The 19,337-nt window shown below is 31.7% G+C and carries 16 protein-coding genes; 5 read left to right on the top strand and 11 right to left on the bottom strand.

What is annotated here, in order from left to right:
* Positions 1–130 precede the first annotated feature (130 nt).
* From ACH2BP_RS01500 to ACH2BP_RS01490, 3 genes are all read right to left on the bottom strand, one after another.
* Positions 131–688, bottom strand: coding sequence for a fasciclin domain-containing protein (locus ACH2BP_RS01500; RefSeq protein WP_395056318.1), 558 nt, complete (start codon positions 686–688; stop codon positions 131–133).
* A 197-nt stretch (positions 689–885) separates the two neighbouring features.
* Entirely contained in the window at positions 886–3,288 is a 2,403-nt protein-coding gene (locus ACH2BP_RS01495) for a thiamine pyrophosphate-dependent enzyme (protein ID WP_395056316.1), read from the bottom strand.
* A gap of 181 nt (positions 3,289–3,469) precedes the next feature.
* Positions 3,470–6,313, bottom strand: a complete 2,844-nt coding sequence (locus ACH2BP_RS01490) for an aminopeptidase (RefSeq protein WP_395056314.1) — start codon at positions 6,311–6,313, stop codon at positions 3,470–3,472.
* Between the two features lie 237 nt (positions 6,314–6,550).
* Between ACH2BP_RS01490 and ACH2BP_RS01485 the strand changes: the two genes are divergently transcribed.
* Entirely contained in the window at positions 6,551–8,521 is a 1,971-nt protein-coding gene (locus tag ACH2BP_RS01485) for an endonuclease (protein ID WP_395056312.1), read from the top strand.
* 70 nt (positions 8,522–8,591) lie between these two features.
* On the opposite strand, the gene ACH2BP_RS01480 is transcribed toward ACH2BP_RS01485, so the two are convergent.
* Both ACH2BP_RS01480 and ACH2BP_RS01475 read right to left on the bottom strand, forming a co-directional pair.
* Positions 8,592–9,455 (bottom strand): bestrophin family protein, encoded by an 864-nt coding sequence (locus tag ACH2BP_RS01480; RefSeq protein ID WP_395056310.1) that lies wholly within the window; start codon positions 9,453–9,455, stop codon positions 8,592–8,594.
* A 6-nt stretch (positions 9,456–9,461) separates the two neighbouring features.
* The gene (locus ACH2BP_RS01475; protein WP_395056308.1) at positions 9,462–11,441 is read right to left on the bottom strand and encodes a KUP/HAK/KT family potassium transporter; all 1,980 of its coding nucleotides are present in this window, start codon (positions 11,439–11,441) and stop codon (positions 9,462–9,464) included.
* A gap of 120 nt (positions 11,442–11,561) precedes the next feature.
* Between ACH2BP_RS01475 and ACH2BP_RS01470 the strand changes: the two genes are divergently transcribed.
* On the top strand, positions 11,562–12,614 hold the full coding sequence (locus tag ACH2BP_RS01470) for a WD40/YVTN/BNR-like repeat-containing protein (protein WP_395056306.1): 1,053 nt from the start codon (positions 11,562–11,564) through the stop codon (positions 12,612–12,614).
* A 44-nt stretch (positions 12,615–12,658) separates the two neighbouring features.
* Here ACH2BP_RS01470 and ACH2BP_RS01465 read toward each other — a convergent pair whose 3' ends face one another.
* From ACH2BP_RS01465 to ACH2BP_RS01455, 3 genes are read right to left on the bottom strand one after another with little or no spacing between them, the layout of a single operon-like run.
* On the bottom strand, positions 12,659–13,114 hold the full coding sequence (locus ACH2BP_RS01465) for a sensor of ECF-type sigma factor (RefSeq protein WP_395056304.1): 456 nt from the start codon (positions 13,112–13,114) through the stop codon (positions 12,659–12,661).
* Positions 13,115–13,124: 10 nt separating this feature from the next.
* Positions 13,125–13,505 (bottom strand): hypothetical protein, encoded by a 381-nt coding sequence (locus tag ACH2BP_RS01460; RefSeq protein WP_395056302.1) that lies wholly within the window; start codon positions 13,503–13,505, stop codon positions 13,125–13,127.
* A gap of 30 nt (positions 13,506–13,535) precedes the next feature.
* A complete protein-coding gene (locus ACH2BP_RS01455) occupies positions 13,536–14,078 on the bottom strand; it encodes an RNA polymerase sigma factor (protein ID WP_395056300.1) in 543 nt (180 codons plus the stop codon).
* 282 nt (positions 14,079–14,360) lie between these two features.
* Between ACH2BP_RS01455 and ACH2BP_RS01450 the strand changes: the two genes are divergently transcribed.
* Both ACH2BP_RS01450 and ACH2BP_RS01445 read left to right on the top strand, forming a co-directional pair.
* A complete protein-coding gene (locus ACH2BP_RS01450) occupies positions 14,361–15,011 on the top strand; it encodes an HAD family hydrolase (RefSeq protein ID WP_395056298.1) in 651 nt (216 codons plus the stop codon).
* A 72-nt stretch (positions 15,012–15,083) separates the two neighbouring features.
* Complete coding sequence (locus ACH2BP_RS01445; RefSeq protein ID WP_395056296.1) at positions 15,084–15,512, top strand: endonuclease domain-containing protein; 429 nt, start codon at positions 15,084–15,086, stop codon at positions 15,510–15,512.
* A gap of 44 nt (positions 15,513–15,556) precedes the next feature.
* Here ACH2BP_RS01445 and ACH2BP_RS01440 read toward each other — a convergent pair whose 3' ends face one another.
* From ACH2BP_RS01440 to ACH2BP_RS01430, 3 genes are all read right to left on the bottom strand, one after another.
* Positions 15,557–16,843, bottom strand: a complete 1,287-nt coding sequence (locus ACH2BP_RS01440) for a cryptochrome/photolyase family protein (RefSeq protein WP_395056294.1) — start codon at positions 16,841–16,843, stop codon at positions 15,557–15,559.
* Between the two features lie 150 nt (positions 16,844–16,993).
* Positions 16,994–17,692 carry an SDR family NAD(P)-dependent oxidoreductase gene (locus ACH2BP_RS01435; protein ID WP_395056292.1) on the bottom strand — a complete coding sequence of 233 codons (699 nt, stop codon included), beginning with the start codon at positions 17,690–17,692 and terminating at the stop codon, positions 16,994–16,996.
* 2 nt (positions 17,693–17,694) lie between these two features.
* Positions 17,695–18,165 (bottom strand): cell division inhibitor, encoded by a 471-nt coding sequence (locus tag ACH2BP_RS01430; protein WP_395056290.1) that lies wholly within the window; start codon positions 18,163–18,165, stop codon positions 17,695–17,697.
* Between the two features lie 141 nt (positions 18,166–18,306).
* Here ACH2BP_RS01430 and ACH2BP_RS01425 point away from each other — a divergent pair, with 141 nt between their 5' ends.
* Positions 18,307–19,152 (top strand): DUF2911 domain-containing protein, encoded by an 846-nt coding sequence (locus ACH2BP_RS01425; RefSeq protein ID WP_395056288.1) that lies wholly within the window; start codon positions 18,307–18,309, stop codon positions 19,150–19,152.
* The last annotated feature ends 185 nt before the right edge of the window (positions 19,153–19,337 follow it).

Raw genomic sequence — 19,337 nt, 5'->3', positions numbered from 1 at the left:
AATTTTACACATTCGAGTTTAAATGTATAATCATATTTGACTTTTCTTTCCATAAAAATACCCCCAAATAGTGTCTAACTTTTTGGGGGCAGTCTATTAACGGGATTTATTTTAAGGAAACGTTCTGGAATTAATTATGCATTATAACTGTATCTACAACATGAATAACACCATTCGACTGGTTAACATCCGCGATTGTAACTGTCGATTTATTTCCTTTTTCATCAGTAATTACTAATTTTTTACCGTCCATTTTGCAGATGATTTTTCCGCCCTGAACAGTTTTGAATTCTGCAATTCCATTTCCAGCTTTAATTGCAGCAGCAATGGCTTTACTATTAAATTTTCCTGCTAGAACATGATAGGTTAAAATTCCTTGTAACATGGCTTTGTTTTCCGGTTTAACCAGAGTTTCAACAGTTCCAGCTGGCAATTTAGAAAATGCTTCGTTTGTTGGTGCAAAAACTGTAAATGGTCCTTTACTAGATAATGTTTCTACTAAATCCCCTGCTTTTACTGCAGCTACCAATGTGGTATGGTCTTTTGAATTTACAGCGTTTTCAATAATATTTTTAGCTGGATACATTGGAGCTCCTCCAACTGTTACTGTTTTTTGAGCGAATGAGTTAGCCCCAAATACTAATACCAATCCTAGAATAGCAACCGAAAAGAATTTTTGTATTTTCATAATATATTTTTATTTGTTATATTGATATATACGCAGTAAAATTATTTAGGGTTTTAAAATAAATTAATTTAACTTGTTTTAACGTTCCAAGATGATTAAAGTTGACAGAATGTTTCTTCTGAAATTTAATTTTGGACAAAAAAAAACGCCAAACTAAATTGCTCTCGTTCGACGTTTTATAAAAAAAATATTATTTCTTAGTATAAACTCGGAAACTTACTAGGATTCACTTCATGCATCATTACATATACTTTCTCAAAAATATCTTCTACAGAGGGTTTCGAGAAATAATCACCATCGGTTCCGTAAGAAGGTCGGTGTGCTTTTGCTGCTAATGTTTCTGGCTGACTGTCTAAAACCATATATCCTTTTTGCTCATCGATAATTTGTTGTAATATATATGCAGAAGCACCACCTGGAACGTCTTCATCTATAATTAACAAACGATTCGTTTTAGTCAATGATTTTACAATATCGTGATTTACATCAAATGGTAATAACGACTGTATATCTATAATTTCGGCATCAATTCCTACTTCTAATAACTCTTTTGCAGCTTGTTCTACTAATCTTAAAGTCGATCCGTAAGAAACTAGAGTAATGTCGTTTCCAGATTTAATAGTTTCCACTACACCAATAGGTGTTTTAAATTCTCCTAAATTGGTTGGCATTTTTTCTTTCAATCGGTAACCATTCAAACATTCAACCACAAGTGCAGGTTCATCAGTTTCTAATAAAGTGTTATAAAAACCAGCTGCCTTGGTCATATTTCTAGGAACCAAAACATGAATACCACGAATCGCATTAATAATCATTCCCATGGGAGAACCAGAATGCCAAATACCTTCTAAACGGTGACCACGAGTACGAATAATAAGCGGTGCTTTTTGGCGACCAGCAGTTCTGTATTGTAAAGTAGCCAAATCGTCACTCATGATTTGAATGGCGTAAAGCAAATAATCTAAATATTGAATCTCGGCAATAGGTTTCAAACCACGCATGGCCATACCTATTCCTTGACCTAAAATGGTAGCTTCACGAATACCAACATCGGCAACACGAAGTTCTCCGTATTTTTCTTGCATGCCTTCTAAACCTTGGTTTACATCACCAATATTCCCTGCATCTTCACCAAAAATTAAACTTTCAGGATATTTTGTAAAAATGGCATCAAAATTATCACGTAAAATTAAACGAGCATCTACTTCTTCGGCAGAATTATCGTAATTAGGTAGAACTTCCTTAACAGAAAATATATTTTTATCTGATTGTGAGAATAGGTGAGAGCTAAATTTTGGTTGTATTTTATTGGTATAATTAGTAATCCAAGTTGCCAGTTGTTCTTTTCCGTTTTCTTTGACGATTAATCGTAAAATTTTACGTGCTGTTGTAATACTATCTTTTCTTATTGGCTCTTTTATTGCCGCCAAATCATTAGCATATTTTTCTATAAAAACTTTGTTCTCGCTAGTATTTGCGATCGTATTTAGCAACAAAACTAATTCGTCTCTTTCTTCTTTAATAGGTGTTACAAATGCTGTCCAAGCGGCTTTTTTAGCTTCTAAAACCTCTTTTCGGGCTTGATTGTCTATAGCATCAATTTCTTCGGATGTGGCAATATTGTTATCAATCATCCACAATTTCATTTGGCGTAAGCAATCGAAATCACCTTCCCATTCTAGTCTTTCGGCATTTTTGTAACGCTCATGTGATCCAGAAGTTGAATGTCCTTGAGGCTGTGTTAGTTCACGAACGTGAATTAATACAGGGACGTGTTGCTCACGAGCTATTGCTGAAGCTTTTTGATAGGTTTCTACCAGAGTAGGGTAGTCCCAACCTTTTACAGTTAGAATTTCGTAACCTTTATTCTCTTCGTCACGTTGGAAACCTTTTAATATTTCCGATATATTTTCTTTGGTAGTTTGATGACGTGCATGAACAGAAATTCCGTATTCATCATCCCAAACGCTCATGACCATCGGTACTTGTAAAACACCAGCTGCGTTGATGGTTTCAAAAAATAAACCTTCAGAAGTAGAAGCGTTTCCTATAGTTCCCCAAGCGACTTCATTTCCTTGTTCAGAAAAGTTGATTTGCTCAATTCCAGAAACGTTTCTATATATTTTTGATGCTTGTGCTAAACCTAATAAACGAGGCATTTGCCCAGCAGTAGGCGATATGTCTGCACTCGAATTTTTTTGTTGTGTTAGGTTTTTCCAATTTCCATTTTCGTCTAATGAATGTGTAGCAAAGTGACCACCCATTTGGCGACCAGCACTCATAGGATCATGAGATAAATCTGTATGACCATATAATCCTGCAAAAAACTGTTGCATTGTCATTTGACCAATTGCCATCATAAAGGTTTGATCACGATAATATCCCGATCGAAAATCACCATTTTTGAAAGCTTTTGCCATGGCGAGTTGCGGTATTTCTTTACCATCTCCAAAAATCCCAAACTTAGCTTTTCCAGTCAAAACTTCACGTCTTCCTAGCAAACTACATTCGCGACTTGTTGTGGCAATGGTATAATCTTGTATAACTTCGGTTTTGAAATCTTCAAAAGTTAAAGGTTGTTTTTCTTCTACTTGTATCATAAATTAGAAATGTAATAATGACAAATTTAAGTAAAAACTAGTTATGTTGTATATGTGGAGAGAAAATATTATTGAATTATCGATAATATTTTTATTGATTATAAAGATAAAATTATGATATGTATTTAAAACATCTCGTTTTAATAAAATATATTTAAAAATAAAATCGAAAAACAAAAGATTAAAACCATTTTCTGGTAAAAAGTTTGGTTAGTGTCTTTGGAGAGATGGTAAAAATAAAGCGTATTTTTTCTTGATAATTTTTTTGCCCCATTTCGAATCCGTTTGTGGAATATATAGGAAAAAAAAGCTCTAAATAATTGGGAACCAAATCGAGATGTATTCCGCTATCGTATCCAAATTTTATATTTTGATTTCTACTTTGGTAAAAACCAGCATCGCCATATAATTCTATCCAATGCCAAACTGACGATGTTATATTTAGCGTGGTCATCCATTTATTGGCATAGGGATTTTGAAGTTTCGATTTAAATCCTCCTTCGGCAATAATAAGTTGTTGGCTAAAAAAACCAGTGCTTTCTGAGCGACCGTAAAAATTATAATCGAGCAAAACATCTTTGGGTCTGTCAAGCCCAAAAGCATTGGAATTGATGTCTTTGTTGTAAAAAAAAGTTCCTGCAAAGAATCGCAATCCAATCTGATAATTATTTTCGAAAAGTTTTCTATAAGAAATTCCTGCGGTAGCCTTTCCGAAATTTTTAGAAAATGAAAGCCCAGTACCAAAACCCAAACCACTTGACATTTCGGGTTTCTGGTAGGAATAACTACCATCGTAAGCAGCAAATTTTAATGGTGATTGGCTATTAGGATTGTTTAGCGGAGAACTTTCCTTGTTTACATACGCTACTCTAAAACTAATATTTTGCCTTTTGTTACTTCTTAAATCTAAATCTCTAAAACTTAATGATACCGATGAATTTGCCTTAAGATAAGCAGCATTTTGTATGTAATGATAATAGGAAGAATTTAACCCATAACCAATATTATATAGTTTTGAATCACGTCTTTGTTGGTTAAAATAATAACTCATAGATCCTGTCATAGAGCGAGTTGCAGCTGAATAACTCGGACTTAAATTATATCTAAATGGTTTGTTTAGTAATGTTTCGTTATCTAAAGTTAAAGAAATGATTGCTCCGTCATATAGATTATAACCAATTTCTGGAGTATAAAAAATCTGATTGTATCTAGAATCTTCCAGATCTCTAAGAAGGTTAAATTTTATAGGTCTGTTTAATGAAAATAAACCTCTTAAAGATTTGTAGTTATTTTTTTTACTGAACTCAGGAATGTTATTACTGTCGTTTAGAATTAGTTTGTCTAGGTATTTTTTAGGAAATACAAGAGTTGTGTCAGTAGTTATGTTTTGGAGCCATTTTCTAAAAACTACTTTATTGTTTTTTATTCCAGAAATGCTTATTGGTACGGCAATAGTCGAATTGTTTCTGATAATAACCGTAATATTTTCTTTTGTTTTTTTTGATTTTGAAAATGAATAATCAATTGGTTTATTAGAATAAATTAAATTATCAAAAAACCAATCGATATTTTGGGATGCATTTTTCTTTAAAATTTCTTGAAAATCATTCGTATCTGTTTGACTTCTTTGGTTTAATATAATAAATTCTTTAAAACTTTTTTCGATCGAATTATCGTTGAGGTAATCGCTTAAATATTTAAAACTCAAACCTGCTTTATATTTTCCAGCAATTTGCTCGTTAAATTTGATTAAAGTCTCTTTAGAATTTCCAATGCTTTGGTCTAAATTTTTTCTAGCCATTAGTAGAAATAAATAATTGTATTGTTCGTTAAAATTTGCTTTGGCTAAGAAATAACTTTTAGTGAGTTTGTAAGTGCCTAAATTGCCAATGAGTTTCATATCTGGATGATTTTCTTCAATATACTTCATCATGATATATACCTGAGCTGCATCAAAAATATAACTGTCTTTTCTTATATCTATTTTTAAATTTGACTTGAGATAATTATGCAAATAAGCTTTTAAAAATTTTATTTCATACAAAAACTCATTAGGAAAAGGGCTTAAAATTGATGGCAACTGGTTTAATCCATAAAATGGATTTCGCTCATAATCTACTTGCGATACTATTATTTTTTTTGATGATATTTTACCTAAATTATCAGAGACATAATTTACAATTTTATCTATTATAATTGCTTTTTGTATACCGTTTAGCTTAGTATTATATAGATTTGTTTGCACTTCGATGTTGTCGTTCTTAAAACTTTCGTAGCTGTTGTTTTTTTCAATAGCTAATTGAATTTGGGAGCTATTTTCATTACTAAAACTGATAGTTTTTGTTGCATCAGCTTCTATTTGAGTAATTAAATCTAGATTGCAAGTTATCTCATAATTTTTAGGAAGTACAAAATCGATATTTATGTTTGAATAAACTGCATTGGCAATATCTTCAAGATTTTCGTTGCTGTAATAGGTAAATTGTCCGTCTTTTGATAAACGAGCTAATGATAAAAAACAATTATTTAATAGATAATTTCCATCATCGTAACCAAAACGAGTAAATTTTGAATTAGGAATTCTTAGATTGTATTCAATATTAATCGTGATAGACTTTGATGGTTCTAGGCTGTTTTCTAAAGCTATTTCTATAATATCAAGATGATTTTCGAAACGATTCCATTTTGTAAGGGAATCATTTACAAGCATTTTCGTTATTGTTGTGCTTCCTCTTTCAGAATAAGGTGCCAAATGAAAATTTCTGATATATTCGTCAGAAAAACGTTTACCTAAAAGAGAATATTTATTAGAATAAGCATGATTCCAATCGTTTAGGGCCAGTTTTGAGAGTGATTTGTTCGAATTGTTTGTAAATTCTATGGTTTGCTTAACGATTAGGCTGTGAGAAACATCATCTAATACAACAATCATTTTAGTTCGCTGTTGCCCATAACTTTTTATGATTAAGAGCAAAAAAGCAAATAAAAAAACAGATTTAGTAGAAAATTTCCAGTTTGCAGTCATTAATGATATGAATTTAAGCTGCAATATAGTATAATAATAATTTTTTAGAGAATTTTGAATATTAATTTTAGTTTTAGTTTAAATAAAATTTAGCAAAAAGAAACATAACTTTATTACTTTCAATGTATTATGTTTTAGATTATCAAATATTATAAATGTTACGTGTTGATAAAGTTTTTTAATAAATGTATTTTTATACTTAAATTTTAATACATTGCAATCCCAAATTTATGTAGAATGATTAAAAAACTACTTTTATTGCTATTATTTTGCAATACAGGATTTTCGCAAGTTGTGATCAATGAAATAGACCCGGATACTAATAGTACAGATGTTTTAGAGTTTATAGAGCTAAAATCTGTCACGCCAAATATGCCATTAGATGGTTATGTTTTGGTTTTTTATAATGCAAGTGGTACAAGTCCATACTCAGCAACACTTAGTTATTTTACTATCGATTTAGATGGATATTCGACAGACGTAAATGGTATTATTCACTTTGGAAACCCACAAGTTTCTCCAACTCCTGGATTTCTTGTTCCAGTTGCAACGATTCAAAACGGACCGGATACTGTAGGTCTTTATCTAGGAAATGCTACAGATTTTCCAATAAATACAACAGCACATGCAAGTGGTTTGATAGACGCATTGGCTTATTCTAATAGTGCATCGACACAACCAACGGCATTAATGACAATTTTAGGGTTAGTAACTTGTATTAATGAAAACCTAAATTCTGCGCCTGCTTCACAATCTATTCAAAGAAAAAGTGATGGTACTTATGAAGTAAAAGCACCAACTCCAGGGAGAAATAATGATGGTTCTGGAATTGTATTAACTTATTTGAGATTAACAACTAGTGCCTCTACACTAACAGAAGGGCAATCACTTACAATTACTTTTACATCAACAAGCGTAGTTACAGGAAGTGATTTGGTTATCAATTTTACTTTAAATAATGGCACATTTACGGCTGCTGATTATTCAGGAGTTATTTCGGTAACGATACCAGTTGGCGGAACTACTGGAAGTACAATAATAACAGTTCTGAATGATGGAACGAATGATGGTGACGAAGAAATGAAAATTGTTGTAGGTGCTGTAGATCCTGGTTATAGTTTGTATAACAATAATATGATTATTAGGGTAAATGATGTTAATTTTGTGACTTTGCCTTATGGAACACCAATGAATCCTACACACGGATTATGTCCTAGTACAAGACCATTAGGTTATTATGATTCATTAGAAGGTTTATCGGGAACAGCATTAAAACAAGCCATTCAAGATATTATTGCAAATCCAGCAGTTGTAAGAGCTCAAAATTATGGTGATGTTTTTGAAATGTTGAAAAGTTCCGATTCGAATCCTGAAAATAATAACCAAGTTTGGCTGATGTATGTAGAACGTCCAAGTTCTAAATTAAATCAACAAACAGGTACAAGTGGAGCTGTTGGTTTTTGGAATCGTGAACATATTTATTGTCAATCACGCGGTGGTTTTACCGATGGAACTTCTAATTCAGCTGATGGAATTGATGTTTGGTTACCTACAAACGCAAATGATATTTTAGCAGGACATGCCGATGGGCATCATATTAGAGCAGAAGATAGCCCAGAAAACAGCTTAAGAAGCGAAAGAAATTTTGGTGTAGATTATAACGGTCCAGCTGCAAACCAAGGTAGTTGGCATGGTGATGTTGCTAGAGCAATATTTTATATGGCTGTGCGATATAATGGTCTAAACGTTATTAATGGCAATCCCGCACAAAATCCAGATGGATTTATAGGAGATTTAGCCACTTTATTAACTTGGAATATGACGGATTCATCGGATGATTTCGAGATGAACCACAATAATGTTATATATACTTGGCAACAAAACCGTAATCCATTTGTAGATCACCCGGATTTAGCAGATCATATTTGGGGAACTAAAGTTGGTTTGCCTTGGTCATCTACATTATCAAGTCCAGATTTTAATGAATTACAAGTGTCAATGTATCCAAATCCTGCAAAAGATGTTATTGCAATTTCGGGGTTAAAAAATGAGGCTAAAATCGAAATTTTTTCTATGACTGGTATAAGTGTATATCAGGGAAATTATAAAAACAACGAGAAACTGAGCTTGAATTTAGCTTTAGGAGTATATATGGTTAAGGTTGTTGAGGATAATAAATTAGCAATTAAAAAGTTGATTATTAAATAAAAACAAAGTACATTATAAGAAAGAAGAGCTTTTCATTTTTGTGAAAAGCTCTTCTTTTTTAATATTAAAATTATAAAATTTCATCAATATTTTTCTTAATATTTTCGGCAATTCTTTCTGTAGGTAAATCGTTTTCATCATTACCAAAAGGTTCTTCGATTTCTTCTGCAATTAGTTCTAAACTTGCTAAAACATAAAATATAAATAGCACCACTGGAATAGTATAATAACCTAAAACAAAAACATAACCTAAAGGTAAAGTCATTACATAAAAAAAGATAAATTTTTTAAGAAAGACACTATATGAATATGGTATTGGAGTGTTTTTGATTCTCTCACAAGCGCCACAAATTTCTGTAAAGGATATTATCTCTAAATTGATAAATAAAAGCTGTTCTCCAGTTATTTTTTTCTCATGATACAAATCATTAATCTTTTTGAAAATTAATTTTGCAACTTGATTTGGTTTGTGTTTTTTAGGATCTAAATTAATATTGTATTCATCAAATAATTCTTGACTAACATTTTGATTTTTAAGATGCAAATTCAAAACATTAGCATAATAAGGAATAATTTTTTTAAAGAAGGCTTTATCATCTTTTTCAGTTAAAATAGATGACAATTTTAAAGCAAAATTTCTGCTGTTATTTACTAATGCTCCCCATTGTTTTCTTCCTTCCCACCAGCGATCGTATGCTGTATTTGTTCTAAAAACTAATAATAATGAAATTACAAAACCAAGCATGCTATGCATGATAGTTATGTTTTTAAGATGATGATTTTCTGTTAAATGTAAATAATCCTGAAAAAAATAAACAATAATTCCACTATAGATTGATATTCCGGTAATTAGTGGAAGTAAAATCCTAAAAGTTTCTGCTTTATGAAACCTGAATATAAAGGTAAACCATTCCTTGGGATTATATGAGATCATGGGTGATTACAAGTTAGGATTACATTCAATTCTTGTCATTTCAATTTTTTCTGGAGCGTGGAGAACCATTGGGAATTTTTCAACTTTTACCGAGCTACTGTCCAATCCAAAAGCTTGTTCCTCTGATAAACTCATTTTTTTGAAAAAGAAATAAGTATTCATAACTAGTTTTTCGTGCCAATGCATAAAGCTGTCGTTCGATAAGAATTTTTCAGACAATACAAATTTGAAATCGCCAATAATGTTGTTTTTACTTAATGATTCGTAACGACTAGTAATATCTACCTCCCCTTTAGCAACCATGTCTTTAAGAACTTCCTTAAACATTAAATTTATTTTAGTAGGTTCTCTAAAGCCAAGATTAAAATCGATTCTAAATAAGTCATCTTTTATGATTTCAGTTACTTTATATTCTTTTTTATAAGGTTCATTCGTGATATTTACGTGTACAAACCAATACAAATCGGCTCTTTTTGGACGTTTTTGCAAAATAGAATACATTACTTTTTCTTCAATTTCATCAATACGATTGGCATTAGTCATATAAACTAAATGGGTTGCATATTTAGGTATCGATAAATCGACGCTTAGCTCCGCTAATACCTTTTTATAATGGTCTATTTTTACAATTTTGGTATAGTTTTTACTTATTCGTTTGGCCATAAACCAAATGGACATTATGAATATCAGAACCGCTGCAATAATAATTGTTACATAACCACCATGAGGGAATTTGTCTAAACAAGCAATTAGAAAACTAAATTCGATCACTAAATAGATTAATATTAATGGTAAAATTATGTACAAAGCCACTCTTTTTATAATCATAAAATAAGTAAGTAAAATAGTTGTCATAATCATGCAAAGGACAATGGCAAGACCATAAGCGGCTTCCATATTACTTGCTTTCTTGAAATACAAAACAACTCCGATACAGCCAGCTAATAACAACCAATTAATCGACGGAATATATATTTGGCCTTTTTGATCTGTTGGGTATTTAATTTTAACTTTAGGCCAAAAATTCAAACGCATCGCTTCGTTTATCAATGTAAATGAGCCACTTATTAAAGCTTGCGAAGCGATTACAGCTGCCAAGGTTGCAATTACAATACCATAAGGTTGAAACCAATCGGCCATAATCAAGTAAAACGGATTTGCATTATTTGGATTAATACTTTGCAAAGTAACACCTTGATGTTTTATTAAGTAAGCACCTTGTCCGAAATAGTTTAAAAGCAAAGCTAGTTTAACAAAAATCCAACTGATACGAATATTTTTTCGTCCGCAATGTCCCATATCAGAATACAAAGCTTCTGCACCAGTTGTACAAAGAAAAACAAAGCCTAAAACATAAAATCCTTCAGGATGAACACTTAATAATTGATAGGCATAATAAGGATTTACAGCACAAAGGACATCGGTGTTTTTTGTAATTTGAATTAGTCCCAATACTGCTAACATACCAAACCAAATAAGCATCATTGGAGCAAAAAATTTACCTACTAATTTAGTGCCAAATTGTTGTATTGTAAATAAAAGGACAAGTATTCCAATGACAATCGGAACAGTATTTAAATCGGGATAATATGTTTTTACACCTTCCACAGCCGATGAAACCGAGATGGGTGGCGTAATGATTCCGTCAGCTAAAAGGGCGCTTCCGCCAATAATTGCAGGAATTATGAGCCATTTTACTTTCGTCCGTTTTACTAATGCATAAAGAGCAAAAATCCCTCCTTCACCATTATTGTCTGCCGAAAGAGTAATTAATACATATTTTAATGTGGTTTGTAATGTTAATGTCCAAAATATTGCAGAAATTCCTCCCAGAACAACTTGAGCATCAATAGCATGTTTACCCAATATAGAACTCATTACATATAATGGAGAAGTTCCTATATCTCCAAAAATGATTCCTAATGTTATTAATATTCCGCCTAGTGATAATTTACTGTGAAGATCGTGACCGTGTGAAGTACTCATATTTTATTCTTAAAAAGAATAGCAAAATTAAAATATTTTATCTGATTAGACTCTAATTTTTAATAAAATTATGTACTCTTTTACACAAAAAAATGTAATTTAGAATTTTTAAATTTTATTATGAAAAACATATTTTATATATTATTGATTACTAATATTTTACATTCGTGCACAACAAATAAAAATTTCACACCTAATCCGGAATTCTCTAAAGTTATAATAGATACTTTACTAAGTGAAAAACTAAGCTGTAGGGCTTTAGTAATAGATAATAATAAAGTCTGGTATGCAGCAAATAATGGCAATTATGGTTTTATTTCACTGGATTCTTCAGCAAATTATAGCGGAATTATTGCTAAGGAAAATTATAAAATCGAATTTAGAAGTATTGCACAAACTTCAAAAAATATTTTTATTTTATCAGTAGCTAATCCTGCGCTGTTATATCGTATTTCAAAAAATGATTACAAAGTAAAATTAGTCTATCAAGAAAGTCACGAAAAAGTATTTTATGATTCGATGCAATTTTTTAATGACAATGAAGGAATAGCAATAGGCGATCCAACCGAAAATTGTCCATCGATGATAAAAACAAGTGATGGCGGAGAAACTTGGCAAAAAATCACATGTGACAAACTACCAAAATTAGCAGATGGTGAAGCTTTTTTTGCCGCAAGTAATACCAATTTAATCATCAAAGAAAGTAATGTTTGGATGGTTTCGGGTGGAAAAAAATCGAGAGTTTTTCATTCAGCAGATAAAGGAAATACTTGGGAAACCTTTGAAACGCCAATTGTGCAAGGACAAACAATGACAGGTTCTTTTACCGCCGATTTTTATGATAAAAATATGGGTTTTATTGCTGGTGGAAACTACGAAAAACTGGAACAAAACTTTCAGAATAAAGCCATCACAAATGATGGTGGAAAAACCTGGCAACTTATTGCCGAAAATGAAGGTTTTGGTTACGCTTCGTGTCTTCAATATGTTCCTAATAGTGGTGGGAAATCTATTGTAGTTGTTGGTGCAACAGGTATTTTTTATTCGGGAGATGCAGGTATAAAATGGAATCAATTATCTGCAGATAAAGATTTTTATACCATTAGATTTATAGACAATAAAACCGCGGTTGCCGCAGGAAAAAATAAAATTGTAAGAATAAATTTCAAATAAAAAGAACCGCTAAAAAATAATTTAGCGGTTCTTTAGTATTTTTTTTAATTTCTTGGAGGCGGTCCATTTCTCCTATCATTCAATTTTTTCAAAAGGGTACTTTTAAACTCTTCTTCCGTTTTTTTGAGTAATAATATTTTCTGAGGTGGTATTACGCCTTGTAAATCTTTCACAAACTGACGTTTTTTGTTTTCCATATCAGCATCAATATCTTCGGATTCATTTAACAATTTTAGAGTTGCCGTGTCAGACATTCCTACTGTGTTTTCTGGTTTAAGTTTAAGCATAAGCTTTCTTTTTTGCTTGTGTAAATCCATTTGGCTATCACTAAATTTGTTAAAAATAGGCCAGAATTTTTCAGCTTCCTGAGATGTTAAATCTAGTTTATTAGAAATAAATGCCACACGAAGTGCTTTAACTCGTTCTGCTCTTTTCTCAAAATTTTGACCAAAACTTATGGTACAAACGAATAGAAATATTAGTGTAATTATTTTTTTCATTTTAAGAGTTTTAGTATAAATATTCTTTAGCATAATTTTTTGTGTCTTGATCGTATAAATCCAATGATTCTTCAATTGCAGTAATGTCATCATCAGATAAATTATCAATAATATCTTCAGTACTTATTGTTGTTGCGCAAGCTAAATAATCTTCGGTACTTATATTTTCAGTTTTTATATTATTCAAATACATTGTAGTAAATAAACCAATAACAAACACTGCAGCTACTGACGAAAACCAAAATTTTCTAGTCTTAAAAAGAGAAATTACTTTCACTTCTCTGTCAGGAAGCTGACTTATTATTTTAGCTTCAAACTGCTCAAAATAGTTCTCTGGGATTCGAAATCCGCTGTCTATTTTTGGATCGTTATCTAAATCAAATTGTTTCATGTTATTAAGACTACTATTGTATAAAAAGGTTTAATCAATTTTTAAAAAATCTTCAATTTTTTTCACTGCATGAAAATAGGAAGCTTTCAAACCACCAACCGAAGTTCCTGTAATTTCGGCAATTTGTTCGTATTTTAGTTCCTCAAAATATTTCATTTTAAAAACCAATTGTTGTTTTTCGGGCAAAATTGCAATCGCTTTTTGCAATTTGAGTTGTATTTCATTTCCATCAAAATAAACATCACTTTCCAGCTTATTTATTGCTTTTTGCTGCACTTCCTCGCTCGAAATTCCACTTTTTTTAGCACGTTGTTGCATAAAAGTAATGGCTTCATTAGTCGCGATACGATACATCCAAGAAAAAAGTTTGCTGTCGCCTTTAAAATTCTTCAAATTCTGAAAAACCTTCACAAACACATTTTGCAACACATCATCGGCATCATCATGGCTCAAAACCATATTTCGCACATGATTATACAACGGTTTCTGATACAATTGCAAGAGCTTCCTAAACGCATCATTTTGCGTTTTAGGGTTTAATAATTCAGCGATAAAAGCTTTTTCGTCTTGCAAAAGTAGGTTTGTTTTATTAGTAAGACTAAAGATATCTAAAAAGGTTTAATTTATTTATTTTTTTGAAGCGAAAGTACAGTTTGTATCAGTAAAGGTAATTCCTGCTGTCGTTACAATCTTTTTTCGTGTTCTCGATACTCCTCGCTAAAAAAAGCGAGGAACTCGAACTGACGAAAAAAGGATTACCACTTCCATCAGGGCTAGTTAGCAATCCATTTTACTATTTATAAACTACTAAAAACTTAGTACCTTAGCCGCTCAGAACTTTAGCCACTTAAAAAAATGATTCAAACCGTAATTTTCGACATGGACGGCGTAATTGTCGATACCGAACCCGTTCATCATTATGCCTACAACCAACATTTTACGGAACTAAACATAGAAGTTTCTAACGAAATGTATGCTTCATTTACAGGTAATTCGACTCGTAATGTATTTCAGAAACTAAAAGAAAGTTTCAAATTAGAACATGAAGTCGAAGATTTAATTCTGCGAAAACGGCATTTATTTAACAATGCCTTCGATACTAAACCAGATTTAGAACTCATAGATGGCGTACACAAACTCATTCAGAATTTGCACTCCAATAACATACAATTAATAGTAGCTTCGTCGGCTTCAAAAAGTACAATCAATAGGGTTTTTAATCGATTCGATTTACATCAATATTTTACACATATTGTTTCGGGAGAAGATTTTCCAAAATCGAAACCAGATCCAGCCATTTTTTTGCATGCTGCTTCATTATCTATAGCGCCAAAAGAAAATTGTATTGTTATAGAAGACAGCACAAACGGAATAAAAGCGGCAAAAGCTGCAGGAATTTATTGTATTGGTTATGATAGTGTGAATTCTAAATTGCAAGATTATTCTCTGGCAGATAGAGTAATTAGTCATTTTGATGAAATAAATTTAGATAAATTAAAAATTTAGCGGCTACATATTCCCCTCCTTGGAGGGGTGCCCGAAGGGCGGGGTGGATTTAAACACAAACATCAATAAAACATGACCGCACCAAACGAAAAGCTGATACTAACCTACATAAACAAATTTCCAATAAACAGAAACTTTATTGAAGACCTTCCGTATAATCATAGCTTGGCTTCGAGGGCAAAATCGTTAAGAAAAGCAGGGAATTATCCCGAAGTAGTTTTTTGGCAACAAGTTCACAAAAGAAAATTTTGGAGTATCGATTTTGACCGTCAGAGAATAATTGGAAATTATATTGTAGATTTTTATGTCAAAAATTTAGGATTAATTATCGAAATAGATGGTTCTAGTCATAATGATAAAGAAGAATACGATAATAAAAGAGAACAATATTTAAAATCGTTAGGTCTTAAAGTTTTTAGAACATCAGATTTGAAAGTACTACACGATTTAGGAAATTTAATGACTGATTTAGAACAATTTATAATTCAAGAATATTCATAATTTATCCACCCCGCCCTTTGGGCACCCCTCCAAAGGAGGGGAATTTAACCAACCGCTTCTTTATAAACTCTCAAGCAACGTTCTCTTGCAAATTTGTGTTCTACGATAGGTTCAGGATAGTGGGAAGTTTCTAATTCTGGAATCCATTTTTTGATGTATTTTAAGTCTTTATCGAACTTTTTAATTTGTTCTGTTGGATTAAAAATCCTGAAATAAGGTGCTGCATCTACACCAGAACCAGCTGCCCATTGCCAGTTGCCTACATTACTTGATTGCTCGTAATCTAAAAGTTTTGTAGCAAAGTAAGTTTCTCCCCAACGCCAATCGATTAGTAAATGTTTGCATAAAAAACTTGCCACAATCATTCTCACTCTATTGTGCATGTGTCCAGTGGCATTAAGCTCTCTCATTCCTGCATCTACAAAAGGATAACCTGTTTTTCCCTCACACCATTTTTGAAATAAATCCTCATTATTTTCCCAAATAATAGCATCATATTTTTCTCTAAAACTTTTGTTTATAGTATGTGGAAAATGCCACAATATTTGCATAAAAAATTCTCTCCAAATGAGTTCTTTAAAAAAAGTTTCATTTTTACTTTTTATAGCTTCTTTCATCATTTTTCTGATAGAAACGGCTCCAAAACGAAGATATATCCCTAAAAAAGAAGTTTTATTTAGTGATGGAAAATTTCTTGTAGCTTCATAATTGTCTATCAGATTTTCTGAAATATCATAAGGCGTAATGGTTATTTTTGAAGTCTCAAATCCTATCGCTTTTAAACTCAAAAAAGGGTAGGAGTGAACAAAAATTTCATCTAAATAGTCTTCAGAATTGTAATTTTTTAGCGTTGTTTGCTTAAATTTTTCTTTCCATTTGTTAGAATAAGGTGTATAAACAACGTAAGGTTTTCCGTCGTCTTTTGTGACTTCGCTTTTTTCGAAAATGACTTGATCTTTGCTGGTTAGAAATTCGATATTGTGGCTCACAAAAAGCTGATTCAGTTCTTTATCTCGTTTGCGAGCATAAGGTTCGTAATCATGGTTTGTGTAAATTGTTTTTACTTTATTTTCAGTAATTAGTTTTTCGAAAATTTCTGATGGTTTTCCGTGAAAAATAGCTAACGATTTTCCTTTTTCTTGCAATTGTAACTGTATTTTAGATAATAACTCGTGAATAAAAGTAATACGAGCATCATCTTTGGGTAATTGAGAAAGTATGTTATCATCAAAAATGAAAATAGGCAAAACATTTTCATCACTATTTAAAGCATGAAAAAATCCTACATTATCATCTAATCGCAAATCACGGCGGAACCAAAATATGTTCATTTGTAAAGTTTTGTTGTAAAAAAACGTAAAGTTACAATTTAGCCCCGATTAAAGCTTGTATACTTTTGGCTCATTTTTCTTGAGCCAAAAGATACTGCGAAAAGCGGGATTATGGTTGTAAGGGAACGAAATCTTGTGCTCCTAAAGATTTTAATTGTTGACTAAAAGGGTTGACATTCCGCCATCGACATGGAAAATTTGACCAGAAATCCAACTACTTTTATCACTAATTAGGAAGCTTGTCATTTGTGCAATATCATCGACCGTTCCGAAACGTTTTAGCGGATGACGCAATGCAGACGCTACTTTTTTCTCATCATTATTTAAAAATTTACCTGCTAATGGTGTATCTGTTAATGATGGTGCAATGACGTTTACCCTAATTTTTGGTGCGTACTCGGCAGCAAGTGCTTTTGCAAAACCTTCGATGGCTCCTTTTGCAGCAGCAACACTAGTATGAAATGGCATTCCCATACTTGCCGCAACACTACTAAACAAGACAATACTCGATTGTTGTGAAGCAGTTAGATTGGGTAAAACAGATTGAATTACTCTGACAGCTCCAATAAAATTAATTTGCAAATCGTTTTCGAAAGCTTCTATTTTTAGAGCTTTGAATGGTCGCAGGTTGATGCTTCCGGGACAATATATTAAGCCGTCGATAACATCGGGTAATTTTGTGGTGTCTAAAGTGTCAGTAATGACATCGAAAGGAATGTGAGTGACATTCAAATTTGTTAAACCTTCGTTTGTTCTAGAAGCCACAAAAACATTGTTTTCTGTCTGTAATTGGTTTGCAATAGCCAAACCAATTCCGTAGGAACCTCCTATTAGTAATATGTTTTTCATGGTTATTGTGCTTTAAATTCGCCAAAAAGTTCAATTAATTTTTTTTCTCGGTATTCGAATATTTCTTTCAATTTTGGTTTTACTAAAAAAGGATGAACTAGTTGACCTAATATTCCCATGGGAATTTTATAATCTATAATATCTTCCATTTCTACACCACCAGGAATTTCTCTTAAAAAATGTTTGTGATGCCAAAGTGAGTATGGACCAAAACGTTGTTCGTCGACAAAATATTTTTTATCTTCAACATGTGTGATTTCAGTTACCCATTTGGTTTTTATTCCTAAAACGGGTGTAACAATATATTGAATTATTTGTCCAGCAAACATGGGTTTATCTGCCCCAGATTTTATTATAAATCCCATATAATCGGGTGTTATCGCTTTTAGATTTTTGGGGTCAGAAAGAAAATCCCAAGCTTGTTGTAAAGTTATTGGTAAATTTTGTTTTGAATGTAAAGTATAAATTTTCATTGTTGAATTTAATTTTGTGTAAATATATAAAATGTTTAACGTTATTACAATAAAGTTAAACAAAATATTTTTACTTTATCTTTTCTTTAACAATTGATTTGAATTTGAAACTTTATCTTTGGGAAAATAAAATTATATAAAATGTATAAAATAATTGTTGCCTTAGCCCTTATTATTGCTTCTTATACTATTGAAGCTCAAGTAAAAATGCCACAAGCGAGTCCAAAATCGACGCTAATACAAACAGTTGGTTTGACAGATATTGATATTGAATACCACCGACCAAGTGCAAAAGGAAGAATTGTTTTTGGGAATTTAGTTCCTTTTGATAAAGTTTGGAGAACTGGTGCTAACGAAAATACTACAATAACTTTTACAGATGATGTTGTAATAAATGGATCATCTTTAAAACAAGGAAAATACGCTATTTATACGATTCCGAAACCTGATAACTGGGAAGTTATTTTTTATTCAGATACTAATAATTGGGGAAATCCAGAAGTTTGGGATGAAGCAAAAGTGGTGTTAAAAGTAAATGCAAAACCAGAGATTCTAGACAGAAACATCGAAACATTTACAATTGGAATAAATAATACTGATATTAATTTTGCTAATCTTGAATTTTCTTGGGAAAAAACAATTGTTGCTGTTAAAATTGAAGTTCCTACTCAAAAAGCAACTATGGCAAGCATAGATAAGACACTTGCAGGACCTACGGCTGGAGATTATTACTCATCGGCACAATACTTTTTTCAATCAAACGGAGATTTGAATAAAGCATTGAGTTATGTGAATAAAGCTTACGAATTGAGCCAGAAAAAACCATATTGGTACACTCGTTTGAAATCTCAAATACAAGCTAAACTAGGGGATAAAAAAGGTGCGATTGAAACTGCAAAAATTTCTTTGGCAGCAGCACAAGCAGCAAAAAATGAAGATTATGTAAAAATGAATCAAGATAGTATTACAGATTGGTCTATGAAGTAAAAAATTAAAAATAGATTATAAAAAAAATACAGCTTTATTAATAAAATGAAGCTGCTTTTTTTAGCTTATATAATTCCAAATATTTTTCTTCTTAGAGATTTCTATAAATACTTTTCGCAAAGTTTGATGTTCTGGTTTTTCCATAGGAGCATCGTCTTTTAATAGTTTCAGTGCATAATTTCGAG

The organism is Flavobacterium sp., assembly GCF_043756175.1.
GTDB lineage: Bacteria > Bacteroidota > Bacteroidia > Flavobacteriales > Flavobacteriaceae > Flavobacterium.
The sequence above is the reverse complement of the archived record's forward strand: the minus strand, read 5'-3'. Positions and strand labels throughout refer to the sequence as shown.

What these genes read in the sequence shown, in the direction of transcription:
- ACH2BP_RS01500 (WP_395056318.1), bottom strand. Translation starts at nt 688, where the DNA reads ATGAAAATACAAAAATTCTTTTCGGTTGCTATTCTAGGATTGGTATTA.
- ACH2BP_RS01495 (WP_395056316.1), bottom strand. Translation starts at nt 3,288, where the DNA reads ATGATACAAGTAGAAGAAAAACAACCTTTAACTTTTGAAGATTTCAAA.
- ACH2BP_RS01490 (WP_395056314.1), bottom strand. Translation starts at nt 6,313, where the DNA reads ATGACTGCAAACTGGAAATTTTCTACTAAATCTGTTTTTTTATTTGCT.
- ACH2BP_RS01485 (WP_395056312.1), top strand. Translation starts at nt 6,551, where the DNA reads ATGATTAAAAAACTACTTTTATTGCTATTATTTTGCAATACAGGATTT.
- ACH2BP_RS01480 (WP_395056310.1), bottom strand. Translation starts at nt 9,455, where the DNA reads ATGATCTCATATAATCCCAAGGAATGGTTTACCTTTATATTCAGGTTT.
- ACH2BP_RS01475 (WP_395056308.1), bottom strand. Translation starts at nt 11,441, where the DNA reads ATGAGTACTTCACACGGTCACGATCTTCACAGTAAATTATCACTAGGC.
- ACH2BP_RS01470 (WP_395056306.1), top strand. Translation starts at nt 11,562, where the DNA reads ATGAAAAACATATTTTATATATTATTGATTACTAATATTTTACATTCG.
- ACH2BP_RS01465 (WP_395056304.1), bottom strand. Translation starts at nt 13,114, where the DNA reads ATGAAAAAAATAATTACACTAATATTTCTATTCGTTTGTACCATAAGT.
- ACH2BP_RS01460 (WP_395056302.1), bottom strand. Translation starts at nt 13,505, where the DNA reads ATGAAACAATTTGATTTAGATAACGATCCAAAAATAGACAGCGGATTT.
- ACH2BP_RS01450 (WP_395056298.1), top strand. Translation starts at nt 14,361, where the DNA reads ATGATTCAAACCGTAATTTTCGACATGGACGGCGTAATTGTCGATACC.
- ACH2BP_RS01445 (WP_395056296.1), top strand. Translation starts at nt 15,084, where the DNA reads ATGACCGCACCAAACGAAAAGCTGATACTAACCTACATAAACAAATTT.
- ACH2BP_RS01440 (WP_395056294.1), bottom strand. Translation starts at nt 16,843, where the DNA reads ATGAACATATTTTGGTTCCGCCGTGATTTGCGATTAGATGATAATGTA.
- ACH2BP_RS01435 (WP_395056292.1), bottom strand. Translation starts at nt 17,692, where the DNA reads ATGAAAAACATATTACTAATAGGAGGTTCCTACGGAATTGGTTTGGCT.
- ACH2BP_RS01430 (WP_395056290.1), bottom strand. Translation starts at nt 18,165, where the DNA reads ATGAAAATTTATACTTTACATTCAAAACAAAATTTACCAATAACTTTA.
- ACH2BP_RS01425 (WP_395056288.1), top strand. Translation starts at nt 18,307, where the DNA reads ATGTATAAAATAATTGTTGCCTTAGCCCTTATTATTGCTTCTTATACT.